This is a genomic window from Blautia luti, from assembly GCF_013304735.1.
Classification (GTDB): domain Bacteria; phylum Bacillota; class Clostridia; order Lachnospirales; family Lachnospiraceae; genus Blautia_A.
Genome location: NZ_JAAITI010000029.1, coordinates 1 through 26111, shown reverse-complemented (window position 1 = coordinate 26111; position 26111 = coordinate 1). Strand labels below are relative to the sequence as shown.

Below are 26111 nucleotides of genomic sequence, written 5' to 3'. Positions count from 1 at the left end.
GAAACCGGCTGATTAATAAAGATTTTTTACCTTGAAGTCTCTCTCTGCTTCTCTTCTCTGATCCTTCTTGGCAATATCCTGACGCTTGTCGTAAAGCTTCTTACCTCGTGCCATGCCGATCTCTATTTTTACCAGGCTGTCCTTGAAATAAACCTTCAGAGGTACCAGGGTCAGTCCTTTTTCCTTTAATTTGGCTTCGATCTTGTTGATCTCGTAACGGTGCAGAAGCAGCTTCCGCACACGAAGAGGATCTTTGTTAAAAATATTTCCTTTTTCATAAGGAGTGATATGCATTCCATATACATAAACCTCCCCGTTTTCCACCCGGACAAAGGCCTCCTTGATGCTGCATTTGCCGGAACGTAAGGATTTTACCTCGGTTCCTGCCAGTGCAATGCCGGCCTCATAAGTGTCCTCGATAAAATAGTCATGAAAAGCTTTTTTATTATTTGCGATCAGTTTCATTCCTGTTTTTTTTGCCATTTCGCGCTCCCTCAGTCTTCTTCATCCAGAACAAAATCCACGGTTTTCAGCATTTTATCCGCATCTGCCACACGGACACGGACTTTCTGCCCAAGACGGAAGATCCTTCCTGTCATGTCTCCCCGCAGTTCATATGCATCCTGGTCAAATACATAATAGTCGTCTCGTAATGTATTGATATGGATCAGTCCTTCCACAGTATTTGGAAGTTCCACATAAAGTCCCCAGCCTGTAACGCCGGATATGATCCCCTCATACTCCTCGCCCAGATGATAGGACATATACTCTGCTTTCTTCAGCTTGTCAGATTCTCTTTCCGCCTCATCTGCACGCCGTTCGCACACACTGGACTGGCGTGCCACTTCATCCAGGATCTCCTTATAATGCTCCGTACGTCCTTCTCTTACCAGTCTGCCTCTCAGACGGTCATGGATGATCCTGTGGATCTGAAGATCCGGATATCTCCGGATCGGAGAAGTAAAGTGACAGTAATACTTCGCCGCAAGACCGAAATGTCCGCTGCATTCGGTGGTATATTTTGCCTGTTTCATGGTACGCAATGTCAGGCGGCTGATCTGCGCCTCATTTGGCATTCCCTCAATGCTTTCCAGAATCTCCTGGATCTCACCTGGTGTGATCTCCTGCCCGGATTTCCGGATGTTAACGCCCTCATTATGAAGGAGCATCAGAAGACTTTCGATCTTTTCCGGATCCGGATTCTCATGGGTTCTGTATACAAACGGATAATCTCCGGTACAGTATTCCTGTGCCACGGTTTCATTGGCAAGAAGCATAAAATCCTCAATGATCCTGGTTGCCACATTGGCCTCGTAAGGCTGTACGTCAATAGCTTTTCCTGCTGCGTTGAGTATGATCTTGCTTTCCGGAAAATCAAAATCAATGGAACCTCTTGTATGGCGGCGGCTGCGTAAGATCCCGGAAAGTTCTTTCATCAGGAAAAACATGGGAATCAGGGATTCATAACGTTTCTTTGCCGCATCATCGGTATCTTCCAGAATATTTTTTACATCGGTGTAGCACATACGCTCATCTACGCGGATCACTGTTTCCGCGATCTTATGGGAAATTACCTTACCTTTTTCATTGACATCCATCAGGCAACTTAAAGTAAGACTATCCTGTCCCTGGTTCAGAGAACAGATCCCATTGGAAAGCCGTTCCGGAAGCATGGGGATCACGCGGTCCGCAAGATAAACCGAAGTTCCTCTCTTCAGTGCTTCCCTGTCAAGGGCACTGCCACCCTGGACATAATTGCTGACGTCTGCAATGTGTACCCCAAGATGATAGATCCTGTCTTCTTTTGTAAGTGAAATGGCATCATCCAGATCCTTTGCATCCTCGCCGTCAATGGTAACTGTGACAAGATCCCGAAGATCCAGTCTTCCGTCCATATCTGCTTCCTGCACATGATCCGGCACACGGTCTGCCTGACGGAGTACCTTATCTGGAAATACACTCGGAATGTTAAAACTCTTCACAATGGCAAGGATATCTGTTCCTGGTGAACGTAAATTTCCCAACACTTCTGTGATCTTTCCTTCCGGCTTCCGGTTTCTGGAACCATAGTCCACAATTTCCGCAACTACCTTATCTCCATCTTTGGCTCCCATGGAATTTTTCCTGGAAATAAAGATATCTTTGGAAAATTTGGGGTTATCGCTGATCACAAAACCGTAATCCCGGCTGCTCTGGTAGGTTCCCACGATGGAAGGCATTCCTCTCTCCAGAACCTTCAGGACAACACCCTCCGGGCGCTTGCCCTCTTTATGTCCGTTTCGTACAAGAATCTGTACTTTATCCTGATGCATGGCACTTCCCGTGTCACTTTCCGGAATAAAAATATCCTGTTCCTGGTCTTCCACTTTCACAAAGCCAAAGCCCTTGTAATGGCCAATGAACGTTCCTTCCATAATAGTTCCGTCCTTCTCGGAAAAATGGCGTTCCTCATGCTCGTGTTCCTTATGTTCTCTTCCCTTACGGCCACGCTCCTGCTTTTCTGCCTTCAGAGCATCTTTTTTCTTCCGTCTGTCTCTGCGCTTGCCGGAAACCTTGCTGTATCTTCCTTTATTATCCACTTCCGCCTTTCCCTGGGCACAAAGCTCGTCCAGCACATCAAAAAGCTCTTTTTTCTCACTCTTATCCAGCTGGAGGAGAGATGCCATCTCCCGCAGTCGCATAGGTTTATACAGCGGATCTCCCAGAAGCTCCATTATAAACTTTTTTCTTTTTTCAAAATTTTTCGATCTTTTCACAATTTCTCCTGTTTCTATTTCATTTTTACCCTGTTATCATTCCAGAGGAAGTCTCACCCGTGACCCTGTATCAACGCAAAAACACTCCTGCTGATTAACAAAAGAAGTCTCCATCCGAGGTTCTTCTGCATGCTAACGCAGCAAGAGTGTTCCCAACTTCTGTTCTGCTCCCGGCAGATCAGATAATGTTCAGTACGATTGACAGTACAAAGAAAATAACTCCCATGATAATGGTACCTCTTACGAGACCACCTTCCATGGAACGGCCCTTATTCTTACCCCAGTAAGTATCAGCTACTCCGGCGATAGAGCCAAGACCCTGCTGCTTGCCCTCCTGCATCAGTACGACAACAGTCAGAGCGATACAATCTATTGCATAAATTACAGTCAGAATAATCTTCAAAATGTTCACGCGGTTACACCTCCTAATCAACTAGAGGTTATTTTACCATAGCTAAACCGGGATTTCAACCATTTTCCGTTTATTTTATGCAGGGCTTTTTCTGAGATCTTTTTGCAAAAGGATCGGCATATCTTCCAAGGGTCCCAAACTGTTCATGGATCCGCAGAAGCTGATTATACTTGGCATTCCGGTCCGAACGGCAGGGCGCACCTGTTTTGATCTGTCCGGCTCCGCAAGCTACCGCCAGATCTGCGATAAAGGAATCCTCGGTCTCGCCGGATCTGTGGGAGATCACCGCGCGATATCCCGCATGCTGGGCCATCTCCACTGCATCCAGGGTTTCCGTGAGGGTTCCGATCTGATTTACCTTGATGAGGATGGCATTGGCGACTTCAAGCTGAATACCGCAGCGCAGACGTTTGATATTGGTGACAAACAGATCATCTCCCACAAGCTGGACCTTTTTTCCCAGATGTTCCGTCAGGTATTTCCAGCCTTCCCAGTCATCCTCCCAGAGCCCATCCTCAATGGAAACAATGGGAAATTTTCCCACCAGTTTCTCGTAGTACTCTGTCATCTCCCTGGCATCCCGGTAGATCTTTTCCCCTTTCATGCGGCTCTCCCCCGGGAAAAAGTACACGCCTTTTTCCTCATCATAAAGTTCACTGGAGGCTGCATCGATGGCAATGGTGATCTCTTCACCAGGTTTGTATCCTGCTTTTTCCACTGCATGGACGATCAGGGTCAGCACTTCCTCTGAATCCGGAAGATCCGGGGCAAAGCCTCCTTCATCACCAACTGCTGTGGAAAGTCCTTTTTCCCGGAGAAGGAGCTTTAAGTGCTGGTAAACTTCCGCACACATACGGATACCTTTTTCCAGACACCCTGCCCCGGTTGGCATGATCATAAATTCCTGAAGATCTACGGTGTTGTCCGCATGCTTTCCCCCATTTAAAATATTCATCATCGGCACCGGAAGCTGCATGGTATGACAACCTCCAAGGTACTGATAAAGAGGAAGCCGGAGTGCACCGGCTGCAGCACGGGCCGTTGCCAGGGATACTGCCAGTGTGGCATTGGCTCCTGCACTGCTTTTGTTTTCCGTTCCGTCCGTTTCGATCAGAAGATGATCGATCCATGCCTGGTTCAGGGCATTTTCTCCGATGATGGCATCCGCCAGACGGGTATTGATGTTCTCCACCGCTTTTTTCACACTCTGGCCCAGATATTCCTCACGGTTTCCGTCCCGCAGCTCCACAGCCTCAAATTTCCCCGTGGATGCTCCGGACGGCACCATGGCTCTTCCCGTAAATCCGTTGATCCCTATGATTCCTTCTCCTACTGTTACTTCCGCTTCCACCGTAGGATTCCCCCTGGAATCCAGGACCTGTCTAGCGTGAACTTTTCGAACAGGCAGATAACGTAGCATAAGTTTTCCCTCCTTGAAAATAATAATACTGTTTATGATCTCCTGCGCTTTTTTGTTCTCTTCTTATGTTCATAAGGGTAGCTTGTCCGAAAAGGTTTTGGTCTATACGTATTCTCCGGCGTCAATATTATCTGAATATTTCAGATATTTTATTTTAGTTATTCTTCTCTTTTAATTTATTTTTATTATTTTTCAAATTTAGTGTTGACAATATCGTTTTTGTCTGTTATAGTATAACCATCAAATAAAACAAACGGAAAACAAAAAAACAAATCAAAAAGGAGCGTGAACCCACCGAAAACATAACTTACTTCCCATAATCTAAGAAAGAGAGGTACAGTCCACCAGAAGATTTAAAGATTTTCCATCATAATTAAAACAAGGAGGTACGGACCACCGAGAACGTAAATTTTAATTCCGTATAAGTTTTAAATCTAAGAAATGAGAGGTATATTCCATTGGATAATGAAAATTGAAAGAGTCATCGGCAGAAGAAATTGATCGCTGATGGCTCTTATTTTTTGCTTATTTATCTCTGGCTCTCCTGAATATTCTGCTGAACCTATCCTCATTATCATTTGTCTTCATATCTTCCTCTGTACGTTCATAAGCATATTAATAACTCCATTTTCTCCGAGGTTCCCATGAAACAAAAACATATCTACCGCCTTATCTTTTTCTTTGTCATGGCTTTTGCTCTTGGCAGTCTTGTGGGAAAGATTTCTTCCCATTTTTCTTCCGGATCACGATCCGACCAGAATTCTATGGAAAACAGCCGGCCCTCTTCTGCTTCTCTGTCTTCTCAGAGTGAAAACTGGGGGCTTGGTTTTCAGGAGAAGGGCACACGGCCTACAGGAAATGCTTCCATAGAGGAACTGAAAAAATACAATGCCTGGTACGCAGATGATACTGATGAGAAAAAAATATATCTCACTTTCGACGCAGGCTATGATAATGGAAACACGCCTGCCATTCTGGACGCCTTACATAAACATCAGGTATATGCCACATTTTTTGTTGTGGGAACCCTGATCCGGGAAAAGCCGGAACTGATCCGGGAAATTGTGGATGCAGGCCATACCGTTGGCAACCACACCATGACTCACCCGGATATGTCCGGTATCTCCACAAAAGAAGCTTTTCAGAAACAGCTTGAAGATGTGGAGGCTCTTTATAAAGAAGCAACTGGAAAAGAAATGACAAAATTTTACCGTCCGCCACAGGGGATCTACAGCACGGAAAACCTCCAGATGGCAAAAGATCTGGAGTATCACACGTTTTTCTGGAGCCTGGCCTATGTGGACTGGTATCAGGATAAACAGCCCTCAAAAGAAGAAGCTTTCGAGAAATTACTGGGACGCATCCATCCGGGTGCTATTGTGCTGCTGCACAGCACTTCCTCTACAAACGCTTCCATCCTGGATGAACTGCTGACGAAATGGAAAGAGATGGGATATACTTTCGGAACGTTGGAAGAACTTGTGGAAGCCGCCTAAAAAAAATCTGCCCCGGAACTATATTCTCATACGTCCCGGAGCAGATTTTTCTGTGCTATTGATTTAGAAGGTGTTCTTCTTATTTAATTGTCTTATTTACTGAACTGCTTTGAATGCCTCATCAAGATCCTGGATAATATCATCGATATTCTCAGTTCCGATAGAAAGACGGATTGTGTTTGGTTTGATTCCCTGATCAAGAAGCTCTTCCTCTGTGCACTGGCTATGTGTTGTAGTAGCCGGATGGATAACAAGGGATTTCACATCTGCAACGTTTGCAAGAAGTGAGAACAGCTCAAGGTTATCAATGAAATCCTTTGCCTTCTGTGCATCTCCCTTGATCTCAAATGTAAAGATGGAACCGCCGCCGTTAGGGAAATATTTCTTGTAAAGCTCCTGCTGGCTTGGATCTGTGGATACAGACGGATGATGAACCTTCTCTACCTGCGGATGATCATTCAGATACTGTACAACCTTCAGTGCGTTCTCAACATGACGCTCTACACGGAGAGACAGTGTCTCAAGTCCCTGAAGGAAGATGAATGAGCTTACTGGAGAAATGGTTGCTCCTGTGTCACGAAGAAGGATCGCACGGATCTTTGTAACAAATGCAGCCGGTCCGCATGCTTTTGTGAAGCTTACGCCATGATAGCTTGGATTTGGCTCTGTAAGAGATGCAAATTTGCCGGATGCCTCCCAGTCAAACTTACCACTCTCTACGATCACACCACCGATAGTAGTTCCGTGGCCACCGATGAATTTTGTTGCGGAATGAACAACGATATCTGCGCCGTACTCAATTGGTCTTACGAGGTATGGTGTTGCAAATGTATTATCTACAACAAGCGGAATTTTATGTTTGTGAGCAATTTTTGCAAGAGCCTCAATATCTACAACATCAGAATTTGGGTTTCCAAGAGTCTCAATATAAACAGCTTTTGTGTTCTCCTGGATCGCATTCTCCACTTCCTCGAGATTGAATACATCAACAAATGTTGTTGTGATTCCGTATGCCGGAAGCGTATGCTCCAGAAGGTTTGTTGTACCGCCGTAAATATTTTTGGCTGCTACAATGTGATCTCCCTGCTGTGCAAGGTTCTCGATCGTGTATGTGATAGCTGCTGCACCGGATGCTACTGCAAGTGCTGCGGAGCCACCCTCAAGTGCTGCGATCCTCTTCTCGAATACGTCCTCTGTCGGGTTTGTAAGACGTCCGTAAATGTTACCAGCATCTGCAAGTCCGAAACGTGCTGCTGCATGATCGCAGTTGCGGAATACATAGGAAGATGTCTGGTAGATTGGTACTGCTCTTGCATCTGTAACCGGATCCGGCTGTTCCTGTCCTACGTGAAGCTGTAATGTCTCAAATTTAAATTTTCTCTGATCTCTTGTAATTTTGCTCATGTGTTTGTCCTCTTTTCTTTTATTCTTATATTCGGTAAAATAGTAATTTCTTATCTTATGATCATCTGCTTATCAGCGACAACAACACATTCGCTTTTCTTCGATAAACACCCTTGTTGACTTCTGTAAAACCTTCATGATTTCCTCCTGATCATCACGTTGCTCACCTTGTTTTGTGTGCTCCGTTTTTTGATGATGCAATCATATCACCCTTTTCCTAGTATGTCAATGGGGTTTATCTATTTAGGTTCTCACCTTTATTTATGACTGGCTATAGATTTTATTTATAACGCCACCGCCTACAACTTCGTCTCCGTCATACATTACCACAGCCTGGCCTTTTGTGATCGCTCTCTGAGGTTCATCAAACTTCACATGAAGGATGCCGTCCGGTGTCTGCCATACAGTGGCTGGCTGCTCTTTATGACGGTAACGGATCTTGGCAGTCACTCTCTTCGGCTCACTTAAATTATCCACAGAGATCAGGTTTACACTATCTGCCTCAAGCTCACTGCTGAAAAGATCTGCGTTGTCACCGAGAACAACTGTATTGGTCTTCGGGGAGATCTCGCAGACATAAAGACGGCTGGCTGCCGGAATACCAAGGCCACGGCGCTGACCGATGGTATAATGGATGATTCCTTTATGGCGTCCGATATAGTTTCCTTCTTTATCTACAAAATCACCTTCCGGTGTTTTTTTGCCTGTATATTTCTCGATAAATTTCGCATAATCGCCATCCGGCACAAAGCAGATATCCTGGCTGTCATGTTTTCTGGCATTGATAAAACCATGCTCTTCGGCAATGACACGGACCTGATCTTTCCGAAGGCCGCCAAGAGGAAGTTTTACATGTGCCAGCTGTTCCTGGGTCAGCATATAGAGCACATAGGACTGATCCTTGGTGTCGTCCACTGCTTTTTTCAGAAGATAGCGTCCTCTGTTCTCATCATATTCCACTCTTGCGTAATGTCCGGTTACAATATAATCGTAGCCGATCTCCTGCATACGGTGGAACATTTTGTCAAATTTCAGATAACGGTTGCAGTCGATACATGGATTGGGTGTACAGCCGTTTTCGTAAGCCTCCACAAAACGGTCCATGACTTCTGTATGGAAATCTGCGGTAAAGTTAAATACGTAGTAAGGCATATCCATCTGATAGGCTACGCTTCTGGCATCCTCCACATCGTCCAGGGAACAGCAGGTCTTTTCCCTGTGGACACCGATATCCTCGTTGTTGTAAAGTTTCATGGTTGCACCGATGCACTCGTCACCGGATTCCTTTGTCAAAAGAGCTGCCACGGAGCTGTCTACACCGCCGCTCATTGCTATGATCGCTTTTTTCATTTATATCTTAACCTTTCATTGATGATCTTTTTCACACAGCAAAAGTACAGGATTTCGCATCCCCACAGCTGTAATTTCGCATTTATTATAATATGGCAGATATCCTTTGTCCACGATTTTTCACCCGGAACCTTTGCTTTGCTTCTTTCCCGCAGGCTCTCTTTGGTATATAATAGAACATATTTTTCAGAAAAGGATGTGACTATATGAAGCTTTCCCTGTTTTCCTCGCTGTGGGGCTACCGGAAAGAGTACCTTCTCAAAGATATTTTTTCCGGTATCATCATCGCCGCGGTTTCCATTCCTATCTCCATGGGATATGCCCAGATTTCCGGAATTCCGGCGGTATACGGACTGTATGGTTCTGTTCTGCCGATCCTGCTGTTTGCGCTCTTTTCCACTTCAAGGCAATTTATCTTCGGAGTTGACGCGGCACCTGCTGCCATTGTAGGCGGCGCACTGTCTACCCTTGGCATTGCCGCGGAATCGGAAGCCGCCATGGATTATGTCCCTGCCATTGCACTTTTTGCAGGTCTGTGGCTGTTTATCTTCTTTCTGCTTCACGCAGATAAGATCGTGGACTTTATCTCCACACCTGTTATGGGTGGTTTTATCAGCGGTATCGCAGTCACCATCATCCTGATGCAGATCCCGAAGCTGATGGGAAGCCCGGCCGGTTCCGGTGAACTTCTGGAGCTGGCAGAGCATATCTTCGCTGCCGCAAAAAATATAAGCTGGCTTTCCCTCTGCATGGGACTTGGTGCGCTGATACTGATCCGCATATTCAAAAAACTGGCGCCGAAATTCCCCATGGCCATCGCGATCATGGCCCTGGGTGTTCTCTCCACCGTTGTTTTTCATGTGGATGAAAAGGGCGTTGTGCTTTTGCAGTCTGTAGAACGTGGCCTTCCTTCCCTGGTGATCCCGGATTTCGGAAATGTTGATCTGACCCAGGCAGCAGGCCGCGGCCTTATGGTTGCTGTTGTCATTATGGCAGAAACTCTTCTTGCAGAGAATACCTTTGCGTTCCGCAATGATTATAAGCTGAACGACCGTCAGGAAATCCTGGCCTGTGCCGCCGGAAATATTGCTGCCGCCGCAGTAGGCTGCTGCCCAGTAAACGGCAGTATCTCCCGCACCTCCCTCAATGAACAGTACGGAGGAAAATCTCAGGCAGTTTCCATCACTGCCGGGATCACCATGGCTCTGATTCTTCTTTTTGGCACCGGCTTTATCGGATATCTTCCGGTTCCTGTGCTGACAGCCATTGTGATCTCTGCTCTGATGGATGTGGTGGAAACCCATCTGGCTGTGCGTCTTTTCAAGGTGAGCCGGACAGAATTTTACATTTTTATGGCTGCCGGTTTCAGCGTGCTCTGCCTTGGAACTATCTACGGCGTTATCATTGGCATCCTGCTCTCTTTCGTAGCTGTGATCCTGAAAGCTACCAACCCGCCACGCTCTTTCCGTGGCATGATCCCGGGCAGAGATGTTTATTTTGATCTTTCCAGAAACCGTTACGCCTATCCCATCAAAGGCGTTGTCATCTACCGTTTCAGTGAAAACCTGTTTTTCGCAAATGTAAAGATCTTTCAGGAGGACATTGAGAACAGCATCCAGAAAGATACGAAAGTAGTGATCGTAGATGCCAGTGCCATCAACAGCATTGACGTTACTGCTGCCGACCGGCTGGATGCCATCTCTGCAAGCCTGAAAAAACGTGGGATCCGTTTTTACCTCACCGAACATTCCACTCAGATCAATGACCAGCTGCGTCAGTTCGGCATCAGTCATATGATCAAGGACGGTATGGTCCGCCGTACCATTCTTGCTGCTCTGCATGACGCAGGGATCGAAGCCCCTTATGAACTGGATGTTCCAAAGGAAGACGAGACAAAGCTTCTGCGCCGCAGTATCGCTTTTCTTCCGGCAGAGGAAGAAAATACCCTGGAAGAGTTCGCCTGGGCTTTTGGTGATGATGCAGTAAAAGAGATCGAGGAATCTGTCCATCACATTATCGAGCAGTTACACCAAATCCCGGATATTGAACGTCTCTCCGAAGAAGGTCTGGAAGAACTTTTGGATAACTGGCATGGCCTGGGGCTTCTGGATGAGGATGAACTTCTCCGAAGGATCGAGTTACATATGGACGAATTGCCGGAAGAGCTGACTTCCGACCGGAGACTGATCCTTCAGCTTCTGGAAAAACGCCGTGGCAAACTAAAAGAAAAAATCCTGGCCGAACACCCGGAAGTTCTGGAACGGCTGGAACAGCGCAGAAAGAAACTGGAAGAACGGCTGGAGAAACAGAATCCGGAAGCCGTTCAGAAGTGGAAACACTGGAAAGAGGAACATCTCAAAGACTGATTTCTTTATATTCCTCACAGATATTGATAAACTCCTGCATTACAGCGGAAGGCCTGCGGTCTTTTTTCCAGGCAAGAAGGATCCTGGTCTTCAGCTTCTCTTCTTCAATGATGCGGATCGGAAGATCTGTACAGAGATCTTCCATGGATCTTGGAAAAACGGCAGTCGCAAGACCTTCCTGCACCCAGAGCATGGCATCTCTGGGATCGTCACAGACACAGAAAATATCCGGTTGGAGATTTTTTTCTCCAAAGGCTTTCATCAGAAATTCTTCGTACCGCCGGTAAATAATAAGAGGGCGTCTGGTCAGCTCCTTAAGGCTGATGCCCTCTTTTTTTGTACCGTTTTCCGGAAATTCAGGGGGAAGAACCGCGATCATGGGTTCTTCCGAAAGCTCCAGATAATTCAATCCCTCCAGCTTGATAGGTGTCCGTACCACAGAGACATCAATGATCCCATCCATAAGATAATTCAAAAGTGTAAAGGTAATGGCATCCCGTACCTCAAAGTTTACATCCGAATTCTCCTTGGAAAATCTGGAAATATAAGGCATAATGGTGGTTACCGTAGTGGGCGTGATCCCGATACGCAAGACCTGCTTTTTTCCTGCCTTGGATACTTCCAGCTCTGTGGAACGGACATAATTTAAAATATTCTCCGTCCTGTCGTAAAGAAGCTTTCCCGCTTCTGTCAGTGTCACTCCTGCCCTGGTCCGTTCAAAAAGCTTCACATTCAGCTCCGCTTCCAGCTGTTTGATCTGATAGCTTAAAGGCGGCTGGGACATGTTCAGCCTTCTTGCAGCTTCATGGATACTTCCTGTTGCCGCGATCTCATGAAAATATTCCAACTGTCTGATCTCCATATCTTCCTCCTTTTAATTGTATATGACATTTCCTGTGATTTCCGCATTCCGTTCCCGGATGATCCACATCAAACACGCTCTGTCTCTGTTCAACAAACGGATATCTGGAATCTGCATACTAATGATTTTTTCATTTTTGCAGATACTATCATTATCTTCCCATAAACTCACGTTTTCTTCAATACAAATTTTATATTATAATGCATCAAAAACAATATTATACGTATCATCCCGAAGAGAGTATAATAACAGAGGTTTATTGTAATAAAAAGGAAATGGAGGAAAGAAAAAGAAATGCGAACACTCGCAAAATATCTTCGAAACTACAAAAAAGAAAGCATTCTGGCTCCTTTTTTCAAGTTTCTGGAAGTTGTGTTTGACCTGCTGGTGCCTATCGTCATTGCCCAGATCATTGATGTGGGTATTGCCCATAACGATCACGGCTACATCGTACAGAAATTCTTTATCCTGATATTGATGGCTGCCGCAGGACTGGCAGTCAGCATTACCGCCCAGTTTTTTGCGGCAAAAGCCAGTGTAGGTTTTGCCACAGAAGTACGGCAGGCAGTTTTTGACCACATCCAGAAGCTTTCCTATACGGAACTGGATACCCTTGGAACCGATACCCTGATCACCCGTCTGACCGACGACGTAAACCAGGTACAGAATGGTGTAAATATGGGCCTTCGTCTTCTTCTTCGAAGCCCGTTTATTGTTTTCGGTGCCATGGTGATGGCCTTTACTATCAACGTGCGCTGTGCGCTGATCTTCGTAGTTGCCATCCCGATCCTGTTCCTGTTTGTCTTTGTGATCATGTTCTTAAGTATCCCTCTTTTCAAAAAAGTACAGGGACGCCTGGATACTGTCACACGCCTTACCAGAGAAAACCTGACCGGTGTCCGTGTGATCCGTGCATTCTGCCGGGAAGATCACGCAGTTGCAGAGTTTGACGAAAGCAACCTTGCTCTCACAAAACTGAATGAATTTGTGGGAAAAATCTCCGCACTTTTAAATCCGGCCACCTATGTGCTGATCAATATCGCAACCGTAATCCTGATCCAGACTGCAGGTGTACAGGTCAATCTGGGAAACATGCAGCAGGGTGAAGTCGTTGCCCTCTACAACTACATGGCACAGATGATCGTGGAGCTGATCAAACTTGCTTCCCTGATCATTACCCTGAACAAATCCATGGCCTGTGCAGACCGTGTTGCCGGAATCCTAAAAGTAGACTCCACCATGGCTTACCCGGAGAAAACTTCCGCACCGGCAGCTGCAAAGAACGACTGTGCTGTTGCTTTTGACCATGTGACCTTCTCCTATGCAGGAACCGGCGCACCCAGCCTTTCAGACATTACTTTTTCCGCAAAAAAAGGCTCTACCATCGGAATCATCGGCGGTACCGGAAGCGGTAAATCCACCCTTGTGGATCTGATCGCACGTTTCTATGACGCAAGTTCCGGAACTGTTATCCTGGATGGTCAGAATGTACAGACCTATTCACAGAATGAGCTCCGGGAAAAAATCGGCGTGGTTCCTCAGAAGGCTGCGCTTTTCCAGGGAACCATCCGCGAAAACTTAAGCTGGGGACGGGAAGATGCCACAGATGAGGAAATGTGGGAGGCTCTTACCACTGCCCAGGCCCGTGAGATCGTGGAGAAAAAAGAAGGCCAACTGGATTTCCGTCTGGAACAGAACGGTCGTAACCTTTCCGGTGGCCAGCGCCAGAGACTTACCATTGCCCGCGCCCTTGTAAAAAAGCCGGAGATCCTGATCCTGGACGACAGTGCCAGTGCTCTTGACTTTGCCACAGATGCGGCACTTCGGAAGTCTCTCCATCAGCTTGGCGGAAACACCACCACTTTCCTGGTATCCCAGAGAGCAGCCAGCATCCGCCAGGCCGATCTGATCCTGGTACTGGACGACGGCCAGCTCGCCGGAAAAGGAACCCACCAGGAGCTTGTTTCCACCTGTGAAACTTACCGTGAGATCTTTTTCTCACAATTCCCGGAAGAACGGATCAAATATGAAAAAGCAACCGGAAAGGAGGTCCTGGCATGAGCAAAACAGACAAAAACAGCATGGCAACCTTCTTCAAGGTGCTCCGCTTTATCGGAAAATACCGTTTTCTTCTTGTATTAAGTGTGATCCTTGCCGCAGTTACTGTCATTTTGCAGCTGTATGTTCCCGTACTTTTCGGCTATGCCATTGATGAGGTGGTTGCTGCCCATGAAGTTGATTTTGGCAGAATGGGATTCTATCTTTCCCGTATTCTTGTCATGATCGTGCTTTCCGGTATTGCCACCTGGGTCATGAGCATCATCAACAACCGTATGACCTACCGCACAGTACAGGATATCCGTGCGAAATCCATCCGCCATATCCAGAAACTTCCGCTGTCCTACCTGGACGGACACAGCACCGGTGATATCATCAGCCGTGTCATTGCGGATACGGATATTCTTTCTGATGGTATGCTCCTTGGATTTACACAGCTGTTTTCCGGTATCATCACCATCATCGGAACTCTGATCTTCATGTTTTCCAAAAACGTGTGGATCACACTGATGGTCATTGTCCTGACTCCGGTGAGCTTTTTTGTGGCAAAATTCATCTCCTCCCATTCTTTCCAGATGTTCCGTGCACAGAGTGATGCCCGTGGACGTCAGACTGCACTGATCGAGGAAATGATCGGAAATCAGAAAGTGGTTCAGGCATTTGGCTATGAGAACCGTTCTTCGGAGCGTTTCGCTTCGATCAACGAGGAGCTTCGAAATGCCAGCCAGAAAGCTGTTTTTTACAGCAGTCTCACCAACCCGTCCACACGATGTGTCAACAACATCATCTATGCAGGTGTAGCTCTTGTAGGTGCATTCCTGATCCCGGGCGGTCATCTGACGGTAGGTGGGCTTTCCGTCCTGTTGGCCTATGCTAACCAGTACATGAAACCATTTAATGATATCAGCTCCGTGATTACAGAGCTTCAGAACGCTCTGGCCTGCGCTACCAGGATCTTTGACCTTCTGGAAGAAAAACCGGAAAGCCCGGACCTGTCCGGAACTCTTGATGATGTAAAAGGTGCCGTAGATATCCAGAATGTTTCTTTCCGCTACGAAGAGGACAAACCTCTCATTGAAGGATTTAACCTTCACACAGAGCCTGGCCGACGAATCGCCATCGTAGGTCCTACCGGCTGTGGTAAGACAACTTTTATCAACCTGCTAATGCGTTTCTACGACGTCACCGGCGGAAGTATCTCCGTAGACGGAAAACCGATCACCGAAGTTTCCAGACATGCCCTCCGCGGAAGCTATGGCATGGTTCTCCAGGATACCTGGATCAAACATGGAACTGTCCGCGACAACATCTGTATCGGAAAACCGGATGCTTCGGATGAAGAAGTGATCCAGGCAGCAAAAATGTCCCACAGCTGGGAATTTATCCGCCGTCTTCCAAATGGCCTGAATACCATTCTCTATGAAGACAGCTTAAGCCAGGGACAGAAACAGCTTCTCTGTATCACCCGTGTCATGTTGTGCCTGCCACCGATGCTGATCCTTGACGAGGCAACCTCCAGCATTGATACCCGTACTGAAATGCTGATCCAGGAAGCCTTCGACCGGATGATGCAGGGCAGAACAAGCTTCATTGTTGCCCACCGTCTCTCTACTATCCGTAATGCGGATGAGATCCTTGTCATGAAAGACGGAAGTATCATTGAGCAGGGAAATCACGAGGAACTTATGGCAAAAGGCGGATTCTATCAGAATCTTTATAACAGCCAGTTTGTGAAAGTTTCTGAATAAAATATCGAATTTATAAAATTCAAAAATCTCCGGATCACAGTTTTTCTGTGCCGGAGATTTTTTTATACCATTTTGTTCTATTTATATTTTGACCGGAGAAGCCACTTCTGATCGATCACTTTCAATTCTTCTCCAAACCGGATATGAAGCCTTACTGAGCCTGGAAGCTGCTCCACATGTTCAATGTTTCCGGTTCCGAATTTCGGATGGCTCACATCTTCTCCGATCTCGTAGCGCACAATGCTGTTCCGGGTATTTTCATGCTGCTGCTTTCTCCGGTAAGTATCCCGTACTGTTACTGTCCGTTCATGGATTGGGCTTCGGAGCTTTTTCTCGTAGTCGTGTTTCATCAGTGCTTCCCCTGCTTTATAATATGGCGTTGGCGCCGCGCCGGTCAGGGAACAGCAGTATTTCCAGGCACTTCCGTGGGTTCCGTGCTGCCACTGATACTCTGCGGGAATGTGAAAATTATGCTGCATATAATGGGCATATTCATGTTTGTAAAGATCCAGCCTGTCCTCTTTTTTCAGAGGATTTTTTACCGCATAGCCAATAAACAGCAGGGAAAAATGAAAATGCTCTTTTTCGTGGTAACTGCCTCTTGTATACGATCCAAGAAGGTCCGGCTCCATGCCAAAAGTAATGGGGATCTTCGCTCCATTGAGATGAAATTTTTTATCAAATTCCGCATAAAGGCTGCGGATCTGGGCTGTAAGTACCGGAATCTCTTTTTGCAGAGCCTGTGCAAGTGCCTGGTCGATCATTATTTACAACTCCTCTATATTTTTAAAATACAAACTCTAGTAATATAGCACTTTCTCCCGGAATTGTAAACATCTCCTGAATGTATTTTGCCGGCAGTTATTAAGAACTGCCGGCAATACCCCTTATTTTTATCTCAGGCACAAATCTTCTTTACGCCAATTTCCAGCTGGCTGCCTCTTCTCTTGCATGGATAAAATCTGCATAAAGACCGCTCTGGGCGGAAAGTTCCTCGTGGGTTCCTCTCTGAGTGATCTTTCCTCCGTTTAATACCAGGATCTGGTCCGCATTTCGGACTGTTTTCAGTCTGTGGGCGATCATGATAATGGTCTTGTTATGAATCAGCACATCGATTGCCTTCTGCAGCTCCGCCTCATTTTCCGGGTCCACACTTGCAGTTGCCTCATCCAGGATAATGATCGGCGCATCTTTCAGCATGGCTCTTGCAATGGAAATCCGCTGTTTCTCGCCGCCGGAAAGAGTTCCACCACCTTCTCCGAGAACCGTATCATAACCCTCCGGAAGGGACATGATAAAATCGTGACAGCAGGCAGCTTTTGCGGCTTCCACCACTTCCTCATGGGTGGCATCCTGTTTTCCGAAGCGGATGTTATTTTCGATGGTGTCATTAAAAAGATATACATCCTGGAATACCATGGAAATATTTTTCATCAGGCTGTCCAGCTTGTATTCCTTTACATTGTGGCCGCCTACCAGGATCTCTCCGCCCTGTACATCCCAGAATCTGGCGATCAGATTGCAGAGCGTAGTTTTTCCGCCGCCGGAAGGTCCTACTACCGCAGTGGTGCTTCCTGCCGGGATCTGGATGGAAACGCCATCCAGGATCTTACGGTCACCATAAGAGAAACTTACGTTTTTAAATTCCACAGATGCATCTTCCGGACGGATTTCACTGCCGTCGGTATCCATCGTCGGTGTGTCATCAATAGAATTTGCTTTCCGCATGGATTCCCCAAGCATCTGCAGATTGTCGGACATATTTCCTGCATTTTCCAGCTCCTGATATACCATAAAGGAAGCGATCAGCATCAGGATACATCTGGAAAGATCCAGGCTTCCACTGTAATAAAATACAAGACTTGCCACTGCCAGCGCCGCGCCAAATACCTTTGCAGTTACCTGTCGGATACCGATCCACGGTGTCACAGATCTTGTCAGAGCCAGCGCTTTTTTGCAGCTGTCATCCACTGCCCTGGCTGCTGCCTGATCGTTATCTTTTTCCAGACCATAGGATTTTACCACGCTCATGCCCTGCACATATTCCAGAACAGATTTTACCAGTCCTTCCTGCGCCTGCTGTCTTCCAGGGCCTGTTTTTGCGGTTGCTGCCGTGGAGCATTCTGTTACTGCAAGGTAAACCAGAATACCAATAATAGCGATCACTCCAAGACGCACATCGATCACAAACAGCGCCAGACAGAAAGCCAGAGTATTTAAAAATCCTCCGATCACAATGACCAGACATCTGGACGCATTGTTTTCCACATCCGAAAGTGTAGTAGTAACAACTGCTGTGATATTTCCGAGGCTGTTGTCATTAAAAAATCCCATTGGGATATAGCGCAGACGGTCTCCGATATGGACTCTTTTCTCTGCTGCCATAAAATATCCGGTTTCTGTCTCCGCATTGGTCGCATAGTAAAAGCAGGCCTGCCTTCCCAGCATGGAGATCAGCATTACTGCAAATACCGGAAGAATATGTGCTTCTTTCCCACCTACGATGATATCCAGCGTCATCATCAGCGCCAGAAACTGCAGTGCTCCAAAGACCGCTCCGATAAAGGAAACGATCATGGCTTTTGTAAAAAGTTTTTTCTTTTTGCCTGAAAAGGCGATGATTTCTTTTAATATCCGGATCATTTCTCTTTCCCCCTTATGCCACGTCGCGGACACCCAGATAGGAATTCCACATCTTGCTGTACAGCGGGCAGTTTTCTTTCAACTGCTCATGGGTTCCCTGTGCCTCAATATGACCATCCTGAACCACTACAATGTTGTCCGCATCGGTGATGGTTCCCAGACGGTGCGCGATCACGATCAGTGTCTTCCCTTTTGTCAGTGCGGAGATGGCCTTCTGGATCATGGCCTCATTTTCCGGGTCAATGCTTGCGGTGGCCTCATCCAGGATCACGATCTTCGAGTTTTTCAGCATGGCTCTTGCAATGGAGATCCGCTGCTTCTCTCCTCCGGAAAGATGTCCGCCGCCTTCGCCGCAGATGGTATCATATCCTTTATCCAGCTTCCGGATAAAACCGTCACATCCGGCAGCTTTTGCCACTGCCTCCACTTCCGCATCTGTGGCATTTAATTTTCCCATACGGATATTGTCACGGATGGTACGGTCAAACAGGTAATTATCCTGGGAAACATAGGCGATCTCCTGATTCAGCTGATCCAGAGGGATCTCTTTGATATCTTTTCCCCCAAGGGTAATGTTTCCTTCGGTTACATCCCAGAAACCTGCGATCAGTTTTGCAATGGTGGATTTTCCGGAACCGGATGGTCCGACCAGTGCGGTAACTGTTCCCGGGTTGATGGTAAGGTTTACGCCTTTCAGCACTTTTTCATCCTGGTTACCATAGCTGAAGGATACCTGTTTCAGACAGATCTTCTCATCAGAAAGAGAAGTTTTTCCCTCCGGACGGTTCAGTTCCGGGCTGTCCAGGATACCGTTGATTTCTTTTACGTTGGCACCCACAATGGCAAGCTCATCCACAAAGGACAAAGCCGCCAGAAACGGGCCCGCAAATCCCATGGAAAGGACAATAATGGTGAAAAAATCCGAAGCGGAAAGGCTGCCGTGAGACCACAGAAGAAGTCCTACAGGCAGCACGGTGATCAGGACGGACGGCGTCCAGGTCTGCATGGTGGACATATATTTCTGGTTGTCATGCATCCAGTCCACATAGTACTGTGCGTTCTCTTCCACTGCTCCGGAATATTTTTTATAAGATCCGGCGGACTGGCTGAAAGCCTTTACTACCTGGATCCCGCCTACATACTCGATGATGGCATTTGCCATACGTTTTCCTACTGCAACTGCGCCTTCCCAGCGGACTGCATAGGTTCTTCCGCTCTGGCTCATGATGGCCATACCGATCACAGTTGTGACAAGGGAAGCAAATCCCATTCTCCAGTCCAGTGCAAAAATATATACTGCAATGGCAACCGGTACCAGAAGGTTGGCTGTCATCTCCGGGATCAGATGGGCCAGCGTGGGCTCCATCCCTTCCACACGGTCTACGATGGTTGTTTTATACTGTCCGGATGGAGTATCCAGAATGGTTCCCATTGGCACTCTGGAAAGCTTGGCCAGCATTTTTTTACGGATATCCCGCAGAGTATAGTAGGTTGCTGTATGGGACATGGACGTGGACCATGCAGAACCCACAGACTTTACCAGATAACTGCTCAGAAGAAGACCGCACCATGGCAGGCACTGGCTGAAATCTCCATTTTCCAGAAGAATGCGTATCATCGCCGCAATACTGAAATACGCAGCCATGGTTCCTGCCACACCAAGTACAGCCAGAACTACTGAACCATAAAATTTACTGTGATATTTTTCTGCCCATCCCCATACGACGGATATTGGAGATGGTTCTTTCTTTTTTTCCATATGTATCAACTCCTTTTTGCAGATATCAGATAATTAAACTGACTTCCACTACACTCTTCTGCTTTGTCACGATCCGCTGATTCCCAGTAACCGGAACCATCCGGCAGAATAAAATTCCCTCAGGCTGTTCATATAGGAAATAGCTTTTTCTCTGGGCATATCGTAGCGTACCGTTTCAAACATGCCGTTAAACATGCTGCTCGCCACCATATGGATCAGATTCTCATCCAGTTCTTCCGGCTGATAACCCGCCTCTTTCATTTTTTCCATAAGGACAATGCTGGAATTAACCTCGATCTCTGTGAGTACGTCCAGATAATGTTCATAACGGGTTCCTGCAGAACAGCATACGATCAGTTTAAATGCATCAAAATGATCATAAATATATTCCACCATCCAGGAATGACCTTCATCAGACACCTCCGGAAGTGTCTGCACCTGGTCCTTCACCGGCTGATCTGCAAAGTTTCTCTGGATCGCCCGGTATCTCTCTTCCAGCACTCTGGCCGGTTCTTCCACCAGTACATCAAACAGAGATTCCTTGTCTGTATAATAGCGGTACAGTGCTCCTGTGGTCACAGACAGTCTGGATGCGATCCCACGCATGGAAGCTCCCTGAAATCCTTTTTCCAGAAATTCCTGCTTTCCTGCTTCCAGAAGATCTGCTGCCAGTTTCTCATTTACAGGTCTCATATGATTGTCTCCTTTATTCAATAACGCCGTTATTTAATAACAATGTTATTTTAAGATAACTTTCTTTGTTTGTCAATTGGTTAAGTTAAATAAAACTATCTTTTTTCAAAAATTTCCAGATTTACGAATGGCATGCAAAAAGCAGCTGCTCTCTGCACAGAAATCAATTCTGTACAAAAAACAACTGCTTCATAAATTTACTATATCTTTCTGTTCCATCATTAGCGTAGCATAATTCTCTACGCATCCGAAACCTAATGTCACTGTTGTATTTAACATCTGGCTTTTTTTTACAGACTTTTCGTCAAGCGGATATTCGCAATCCGCTTCGCTACGTAGCTCTACACCAAATAACTGCTCCGCAGTTTATCAGGAGGAGCTTGCACTCCTCCTGATACAAGCAAGTCCCCACCCACTGCTTATTGCTTTTCGCAATTGAAGCAGGGGACTTACTTGATTTGGTTAAACATCCAGCTCTTTTCTTACATCCGGGAACATTTCCACACATCGTTTCAGGATTCCCTGCATGTAAGCAATGGCAATTCCATAATTGGTAATGGGGATTTCCTGGTCCAGCGCACATTTCTGACGGTAGCGCATTTCCCGCTCGTTGAGCATACATCCACCGCAGTGCACGATCAAGTTGTACTTCGTCACATCTTCCGGGAAATCTCTTCCTGAAGAATACTCAAATTCCAGATCTTTCCCCGTATAATTTCGGATCCAGCGTGGAAGCTTGACTGTTCCGATATCATCACACTGCCTGTGATGGGTACAACCTTCCGAAATCAGGATTTTATCTCCGTCTTTCAGTCGGTCAATGGCTGCTGCCCCGGCTGCCGCTGTTTTCAGATTTCCTTTAAATCTGGCAAACAGAATTGAAAATGAAGTGAGCCAGATATCCTTCGGTGTTTCTTTGCTGACCTTTGCAAAAACCTGACTGTCTGTGATCACAAGCTTTGGCTTCTTACCCAGAGTTTCCAGAGTATTGGAAAGCTCATTCTCTTTGATCACAATGGCTGCTGCTCCAGCCTCCAGCACATCCCGGATTGTCTGCTGCTGTGGAAGGATCAGGCGGCCTTTTGGTGCGGCTTTATCGATCGGTACTACAAGAACCGCAAAGTCTGACGGCTCCAGGAGATCTCCTACCAGACGTAATTTCAGATCATCGGTTACTGCAAGAGATGCGATCTTTTCTTTCAGTTCATAGATGTTCTGACCTGTTGCCGCACTGGCGTAAATGAAGGGTTCCTGATTCCGATCCGGAAAATCCGCATTTATTTTCTGATTTTCCGAAAGAAGGTCGGATTTATTGTATACAACCAGGTACGGAATTTCCTTTTCTTTAAAAATGTGGATCAGCTCCTCATCCACATTGGTTTTTCCAAGGGTAGCATCCACAACAAGAACTGCCACATCCACACGGTTCAGTACCTGTTTTGCCTTTCGGACTCGAAGTTCTCCAAGATGTCCTTCATCATCAATACCCGGCGTATCAATAATTACAACCGGTCCCATTGGAAGCAGCTCCATGGCCTTGCTCACCGGATCCGTGGTAGTTCCTTTAACATCGGAAACCACAGCAAGTTCCTGACCTGTCACTTTATTTACAATACTGGATTTTCCTGCATTTCTTCTGCCAAAAAAACCGATATGTACACGGTCTGCTGACGGTGTTTCATTCATTCCCATAATTTTTCCTCTTTTCTTTCAGCATCAGACAGGTCCTCATCCATTCCTGTTCTCATCCACCTGTTTCATATTTCATAAGATCATTCGACCTTTGCTCCCGGCATTATCTGTTGATGTGCAAAAGCTTACGCCTCTGTTCCTGCCCTCTGCTTATTGCTTTTCGCAATTGAAGCAGGGGACTTACTTGATTTGGTTAAACGATCTCAGAATAATCAATTTTTCTGTCTTTAAAATAATATTCTTTATCCCGCTCATTCATTTCTCTCAGCACCCTGCATGGATTACCGACTGCAACCACATTGGAAGGCAGATCCTTCGTTACTATACTTCCGGCCCCAACTACAACATTATCACCAATAGTAACTCCCGGTAACACAACAACTCCAGATCCCAGCCAGCAGTTCTTACCGATATGAACTTCCATATTATACTGATATCCTTTTTCACGAAGCTCCGGTAAGATCGGGTGCCCCGCAGTTGCGATGGTCACATTTGGACCGATCATGGTATAATCGCCAACATAAATATGACCGTCATCTACCAGTGTCAGGTTAAAGTTGGCATAGACATTTTTTCCAAAATGGACATATGCACCTGCCATATTGGCGTGAAGCGGTGGCTCGATATAACAATCTTCACCAATCTCCGCAAACATCTCTTTCAGCATTTCTTTTATCCAGCTGTGTAGGGCGTGTCATATTGAAGTCATAAAGCCTGTCCAGTTTCCTGATCTGATCCTGAAAGATTTCATCGTCATTAGGGAGATATAATTCTCCTGTATGCATTTTTTCTCTCATTGGGCGCATGGCAGCTCCTCCTTTTTGTATGTTTTTTACAAAAAATGATATATGGATTATGTTATCATATCGTATATTTACATACAAGCATGAAATTTCTGAATAATCCGAAGTTTTTTCGTGAATCTGTTATGTTCATATATGATCTGTAGCTTCATCTGCTGTTTCTTTTATAACAAAAAGTAATGATCAGGACGGGATTTTCCAGGCATGTCAAGCGGATATTCGCAATCCGCTTCGTTACGTGGCTCTACATCAAATAACTGCTCCGCAGTTTATCAGGAGGAGCTTGCACTCCTCCTGATACAAGCAAGTCCCCACCCACTGCTTATTGCTTTTCGCAATTGAAGCAGGGGACTTACTTGATTTGGTTAAAGAGTTTGGAATATTATAAAAAAAGTCTCTTCCAGAAGGCAGGTTTTTCAATCCTTTCTTCTTAAAGAGACTTTTTTGTTTCCATAAATATTATTTATTTCAATGCAGCTCCAGCTTTAAAAGCATCGCCCACCTTTTCGCCAAGACGGATATATGCGTTGTTAAACGGATCAAACGTGATCGGTGCAGCTTTTGCTACATCTACATTTCCGTTTTTGTCCAGAACACGTTCGTCCACGCTGACATTTACGATCTCACCAACCAGACGGCAGGTTTCTTTGTCGTAGCTTTTCAGTTTACATTCTACACAGATGGGAAGCTCTTTGATGATGGGGGCATCTACTTTTTCGGACTTTTCTGCTGTAAATCCGGCTTTTGCAAATTTATCCGGCTCTTTGTTTCCGGAAACAATTCCCACATAATCGCAGGCTGTCATATGATCCACATCCGCCATGTTTACTGTGAAAGCGCCTTTTTTCAGAATATTTTCGGTTGTTTTGTGACTCTCACTGACACAGATGGAAATTTCCTTATCATCACTGATTCCGCCCCAGGCAGCATTCATAACGTCCGGTTTGCCATCCTCGCCATATGTGGCGATCATTAATACTGGCTGTGGATAGGTATAAGGTTTTGCACCAAAATCTTTTCTCATGACTGTTTCTCTCCTTTATATTCGTTATTGTTGTTATTTTTTATGAATTCCCGCACAAGCTGCAGGCCTCCTAATGGAACACAGAATTTATCTCTGTGCTGTCTGCACTGCTGATACGTTTCTTCCAGATCAAACCACTGTACCTCTTCTACTTCTTCTTTCTGAAGTGTAAGACGATCGATCTCTACCGGATGATCGTAGATATAAACAAAGGCAATCTCTTCATCCAGGAACATTTTTCCATGAAATTCTTTGGCAAAAGATATCGGGAATTTTCCTGCAAACTGCAGATCTTCTGGCACTGCATGTATCCCCAGTTCTTCCTTTAGTTCCCGCAATGCTGATTCCAACGGTTCATCCCCTGCCTGTATGTGGCCTGCAGATGAAGTATCAAATTTTCCTGGAAAAGAATCCTTGTTTCTGGATCTTTTTTGAAGAAGGATCTCTGTTCTTCCATTTTTCCGGCGGATGATCCAGATATGCGCAGTGCGATGGCGGATTCCCTCTGCATGGGCAATGCTCCGTTCTACGGTCTTTCCGGTAGGATTTCCGTTTTCATCTATGATATCAAATATTTCCATTCTTATCTGTCTGCTTCTTTCTCTTATAATTATTCTTAAGTGAATCAGATGATTTTTTATCTGATTACCAAAATGTCTGGGAACTGACAAAATTTACTATAGTATATATTTTAACATGATTTGAAAACAGTTTCCAGTCTGTTGTCGGAAAACCGGCATCTGTATTGCCTGTTTTTCTTTTCTTTGCTATGATATTTCTAACCACAATAATTATTTGACGGGAGGTTGATTTTATGTATTGTATTTCTTTTAATGATATCATTGAACTAAATGGACTACTTAAAGATCAGGGACTTCATTTTCGCATTCATCTTCGTGATGCTTGTGGAAAACAATCCTGTTGGATCGAACCGCTTGGGAATTGTGCATGTGAAGGACATTTTGATGAAATGTATCAGGTTCTGGAGAATTTTTTTGCAGGAAAAAGAGCCTCGATCGAGTATGATGAGAGTAAACTGAATTTCTGGATTTTGTCTGCAGATTGAGGATTCGCCATCCCGCAGGAGACTTGCCCGATTCAGTTAAAACAGATATTATGTGAAAATATAAATATGCCTGTAAACAGCACTCTGTTTACAGGCATAAAAAAACTCCCCCTGTTGGACTCGAACCAACGACACTGCGGTTAACAGCCGCATGCTCTACCGACTGAGCTAAGGAGGATTATTTATTAAGGTTTGTACCTTAAAAACTACATACATGTGTTTGTTGATGGTTAATCGTTTTTGTTGAATCAAGTTTAACCTGCGTGCCGATTTACCTTTTTTTACGGGCTCGCAGCTTGCGCTGCATCGCCTGTTCTTTTAGGCTACTCCAGCGGGGGTCATCTCACGACTCCGTCGTTCGATGTCATTTGCTTCGCAAATGTTCAAGAATCATCATGAATGCCTCTCCACAAGCAAGCTTGTTCCGATTCATTCCTGCTGTTTCTTGCCCGCTTCCTCGGCTGGTTGGTCAAGCCCTCACCCGATTAGTAACAGTCAGCTCCATGTGTTACCACACTTCCACCTCTGCCCTATCTACCTCGTCGTCTTCAAGGGGGTT

The 26111-nt window shown here is 45.8% G+C and carries 19 protein-coding genes, 1 tRNA gene, 1 rRNA gene and 1 pseudogene; 5 read left to right on the top strand and 17 right to left on the bottom strand.

What is annotated here, in order from left to right; genetic code table 11:
• Window positions 1-12 precede the first annotated feature (12 nt).
• The 4 genes from smpB to eno form a co-directional block, all read right to left on the bottom strand.
• The gene (gene smpB, locus G5B06_RS13865; protein ID WP_021652954.1) at window positions 13-483 is read right to left on the bottom strand and encodes an SsrA-binding protein SmpB; all 471 of its coding nucleotides are present in this window, start codon (window positions 481-483) and stop codon (window positions 13-15) included.
• Between the two features lie 11 nt (window positions 484-494).
• A complete protein-coding gene (rnr, locus tag G5B06_RS13860) occupies window positions 495-2756 on the bottom strand; it encodes a ribonuclease R (protein WP_173772306.1) in 2262 nt (753 codons plus the stop codon).
• 178 nt (window positions 2757-2934) lie between these two features.
• On the bottom strand, window positions 2935-3168 hold the full coding sequence (secG, locus tag G5B06_RS13855) for a preprotein translocase subunit SecG (protein WP_021652956.1): 234 nt from the start codon (window positions 3166-3168) through the stop codon (window positions 2935-2937).
• Window positions 3169-3238: 70 nt separating this feature from the next.
• Window positions 3239-4588 carry a phosphopyruvate hydratase gene (gene eno, locus G5B06_RS13850; protein WP_173772304.1) on the bottom strand — a complete coding sequence of 450 codons (1350 nt, stop codon included), beginning with the start codon at window positions 4586-4588 and terminating at the stop codon, window positions 3239-3241.
• 644 nt (window positions 4589-5232) lie between these two features.
• Here eno and G5B06_RS13845 point away from each other — a divergent pair.
• Window positions 5233-6084 carry a polysaccharide deacetylase family protein gene (locus tag G5B06_RS13845; protein ID WP_173762794.1) on the top strand — a complete coding sequence of 284 codons (852 nt, stop codon included), beginning with the start codon at window positions 5233-5235 and terminating at the stop codon, window positions 6082-6084.
• A gap of 96 nt (window positions 6085-6180) precedes the next feature.
• On the opposite strand, the gene G5B06_RS13840 is transcribed toward G5B06_RS13845, so the two are convergent.
• On the bottom strand, window positions 6181-7488 hold the full coding sequence (locus G5B06_RS13840; RefSeq protein WP_015526804.1) for an O-acetylhomoserine aminocarboxypropyltransferase/cysteine synthase family protein: 1308 nt from the start codon (window positions 7486-7488) through the stop codon (window positions 6181-6183).
• 261 nt (window positions 7489-7749) lie between these two features.
• The gene (gene mnmA, locus G5B06_RS13835; RefSeq protein ID WP_173762792.1) at window positions 7750-8838 is read right to left on the bottom strand and encodes a tRNA 2-thiouridine(34) synthase MnmA; all 1089 of its coding nucleotides are present in this window, start codon (window positions 8836-8838) and stop codon (window positions 7750-7752) included.
• A 206-nt stretch (window positions 8839-9044) separates the two neighbouring features.
• Between mnmA and G5B06_RS13830 the strand changes: the two genes are divergently transcribed.
• Entirely contained in the window at window positions 9045-11204 is a 2160-nt protein-coding gene (locus tag G5B06_RS13830; protein WP_173772302.1) for a SulP family inorganic anion transporter, read from the top strand.
• Here the strand turns inward: G5B06_RS13830 and G5B06_RS13825 are convergent.
• Entirely contained in the window at window positions 11194-12066 is an 873-nt protein-coding gene (locus tag G5B06_RS13825) for a LysR family transcriptional regulator (protein ID WP_173762790.1), read from the bottom strand. The two genes, G5B06_RS13830 and G5B06_RS13825, sit on opposite strands and share 11 nt — an antisense overlap.
• A 294-nt stretch (window positions 12067-12360) precedes the next feature.
• Here G5B06_RS13825 and G5B06_RS13820 point away from each other — a divergent pair, with 294 nt between their 5' ends.
• Window positions 12361-14127, top strand: a complete 1767-nt coding sequence (locus tag G5B06_RS13820) for an ABC transporter ATP-binding protein (protein WP_173762789.1) — start codon at window positions 12361-12363, stop codon at window positions 14125-14127.
• The gene (locus tag G5B06_RS13815) at window positions 14124-15872 is read left to right on the top strand and encodes an ABC transporter ATP-binding protein (protein WP_173762788.1); all 1749 of its coding nucleotides are present in this window, start codon (window positions 14124-14126) and stop codon (window positions 15870-15872) included. The genes G5B06_RS13820 and G5B06_RS13815 overlap by 4 nt, the downstream gene beginning before the upstream one ends.
• Before the next feature lie 77 nt (window positions 15873-15949).
• Here G5B06_RS13815 and G5B06_RS13810 read toward each other — a convergent pair whose 3' ends face one another.
• The 8 genes and pseudogenes from G5B06_RS13810 to G5B06_RS13775 all read right to left on the bottom strand — a co-directional run bounded on the left by G5B06_RS13810 (window position 15950) and on the right by G5B06_RS13775 (window position 25067).
• On the bottom strand, window positions 15950-16636 hold the full coding sequence (locus G5B06_RS13810) for a hypothetical protein (protein WP_173772294.1): 687 nt from the start codon (window positions 16634-16636) through the stop codon (window positions 15950-15952).
• A 151-nt stretch (window positions 16637-16787) separates the two neighbouring features.
• Window positions 16788-18515 (bottom strand): ABC transporter ATP-binding protein, encoded by a 1728-nt coding sequence (locus tag G5B06_RS13805; RefSeq protein WP_173772292.1) that lies wholly within the window; start codon window positions 18513-18515, stop codon window positions 16788-16790.
• Between the two features lie 13 nt (window positions 18516-18528).
• Window positions 18529-20274 carry an ABC transporter ATP-binding protein gene (locus tag G5B06_RS13800; RefSeq protein ID WP_148448874.1) on the bottom strand — a complete coding sequence of 582 codons (1746 nt, stop codon included), beginning with the start codon at window positions 20272-20274 and terminating at the stop codon, window positions 18529-18531.
• 66 nt (window positions 20275-20340) lie between these two features.
• On the bottom strand, window positions 20341-20967 hold the full coding sequence (locus G5B06_RS13795) for a TetR/AcrR family transcriptional regulator (protein WP_148448872.1): 627 nt from the start codon (window positions 20965-20967) through the stop codon (window positions 20341-20343).
• A gap of 462 nt (window positions 20968-21429) precedes the next feature.
• Window positions 21430-22659, bottom strand: coding sequence for a [FeFe] hydrogenase H-cluster maturation GTPase HydF (hydF, locus tag G5B06_RS13790; protein ID WP_021977955.1), 1230 nt, complete (start codon window positions 22657-22659; stop codon window positions 21430-21432).
• 193 nt (window positions 22660-22852) lie between these two features.
• A pseudogene (locus tag G5B06_RS13785) lies at window positions 22853-23465 on the bottom strand (sugar O-acetyltransferase).
• Between the two features lie 460 nt (window positions 23466-23925).
• Window positions 23926-24486 (bottom strand): flavin reductase family protein, encoded by a 561-nt coding sequence (locus G5B06_RS13780; RefSeq protein WP_148448871.1) that lies wholly within the window; start codon window positions 24484-24486, stop codon window positions 23926-23928.
• A complete protein-coding gene (locus G5B06_RS13775) occupies window positions 24483-25067 on the bottom strand; it encodes an NUDIX hydrolase (protein ID WP_148448869.1) in 585 nt (194 codons plus the stop codon). Before G5B06_RS13775 ends, G5B06_RS13780 begins: the two co-directional genes overlap by 4 nt.
• Before the next feature lie 233 nt (window positions 25068-25300).
• On the opposite strand from G5B06_RS13775, the gene G5B06_RS13770 reads away from it, so the two are divergent.
• Complete coding sequence (locus G5B06_RS13770; protein ID WP_021977951.1) at window positions 25301-25552, top strand: RDAC family protein; 252 nt, start codon at window positions 25301-25303, stop codon at window positions 25550-25552.
• 105 nt (window positions 25553-25657) lie between these two features.
• On the opposite strand, the gene G5B06_RS13765 is transcribed toward G5B06_RS13770, so the two are convergent.
• Together G5B06_RS13765 and G5B06_RS18795 are read right to left on the bottom strand one after the other, a co-directional pair.
• Window positions 25658-25730: transfer RNA gene (locus tag G5B06_RS13765), tRNA-Asn, on the bottom strand.
• A gap of 287 nt (window positions 25731-26017) precedes the next feature.
• A 23S ribosomal RNA gene (locus G5B06_RS18795) occupies window positions 26018-26111 on the bottom strand; the annotation flags it as partial.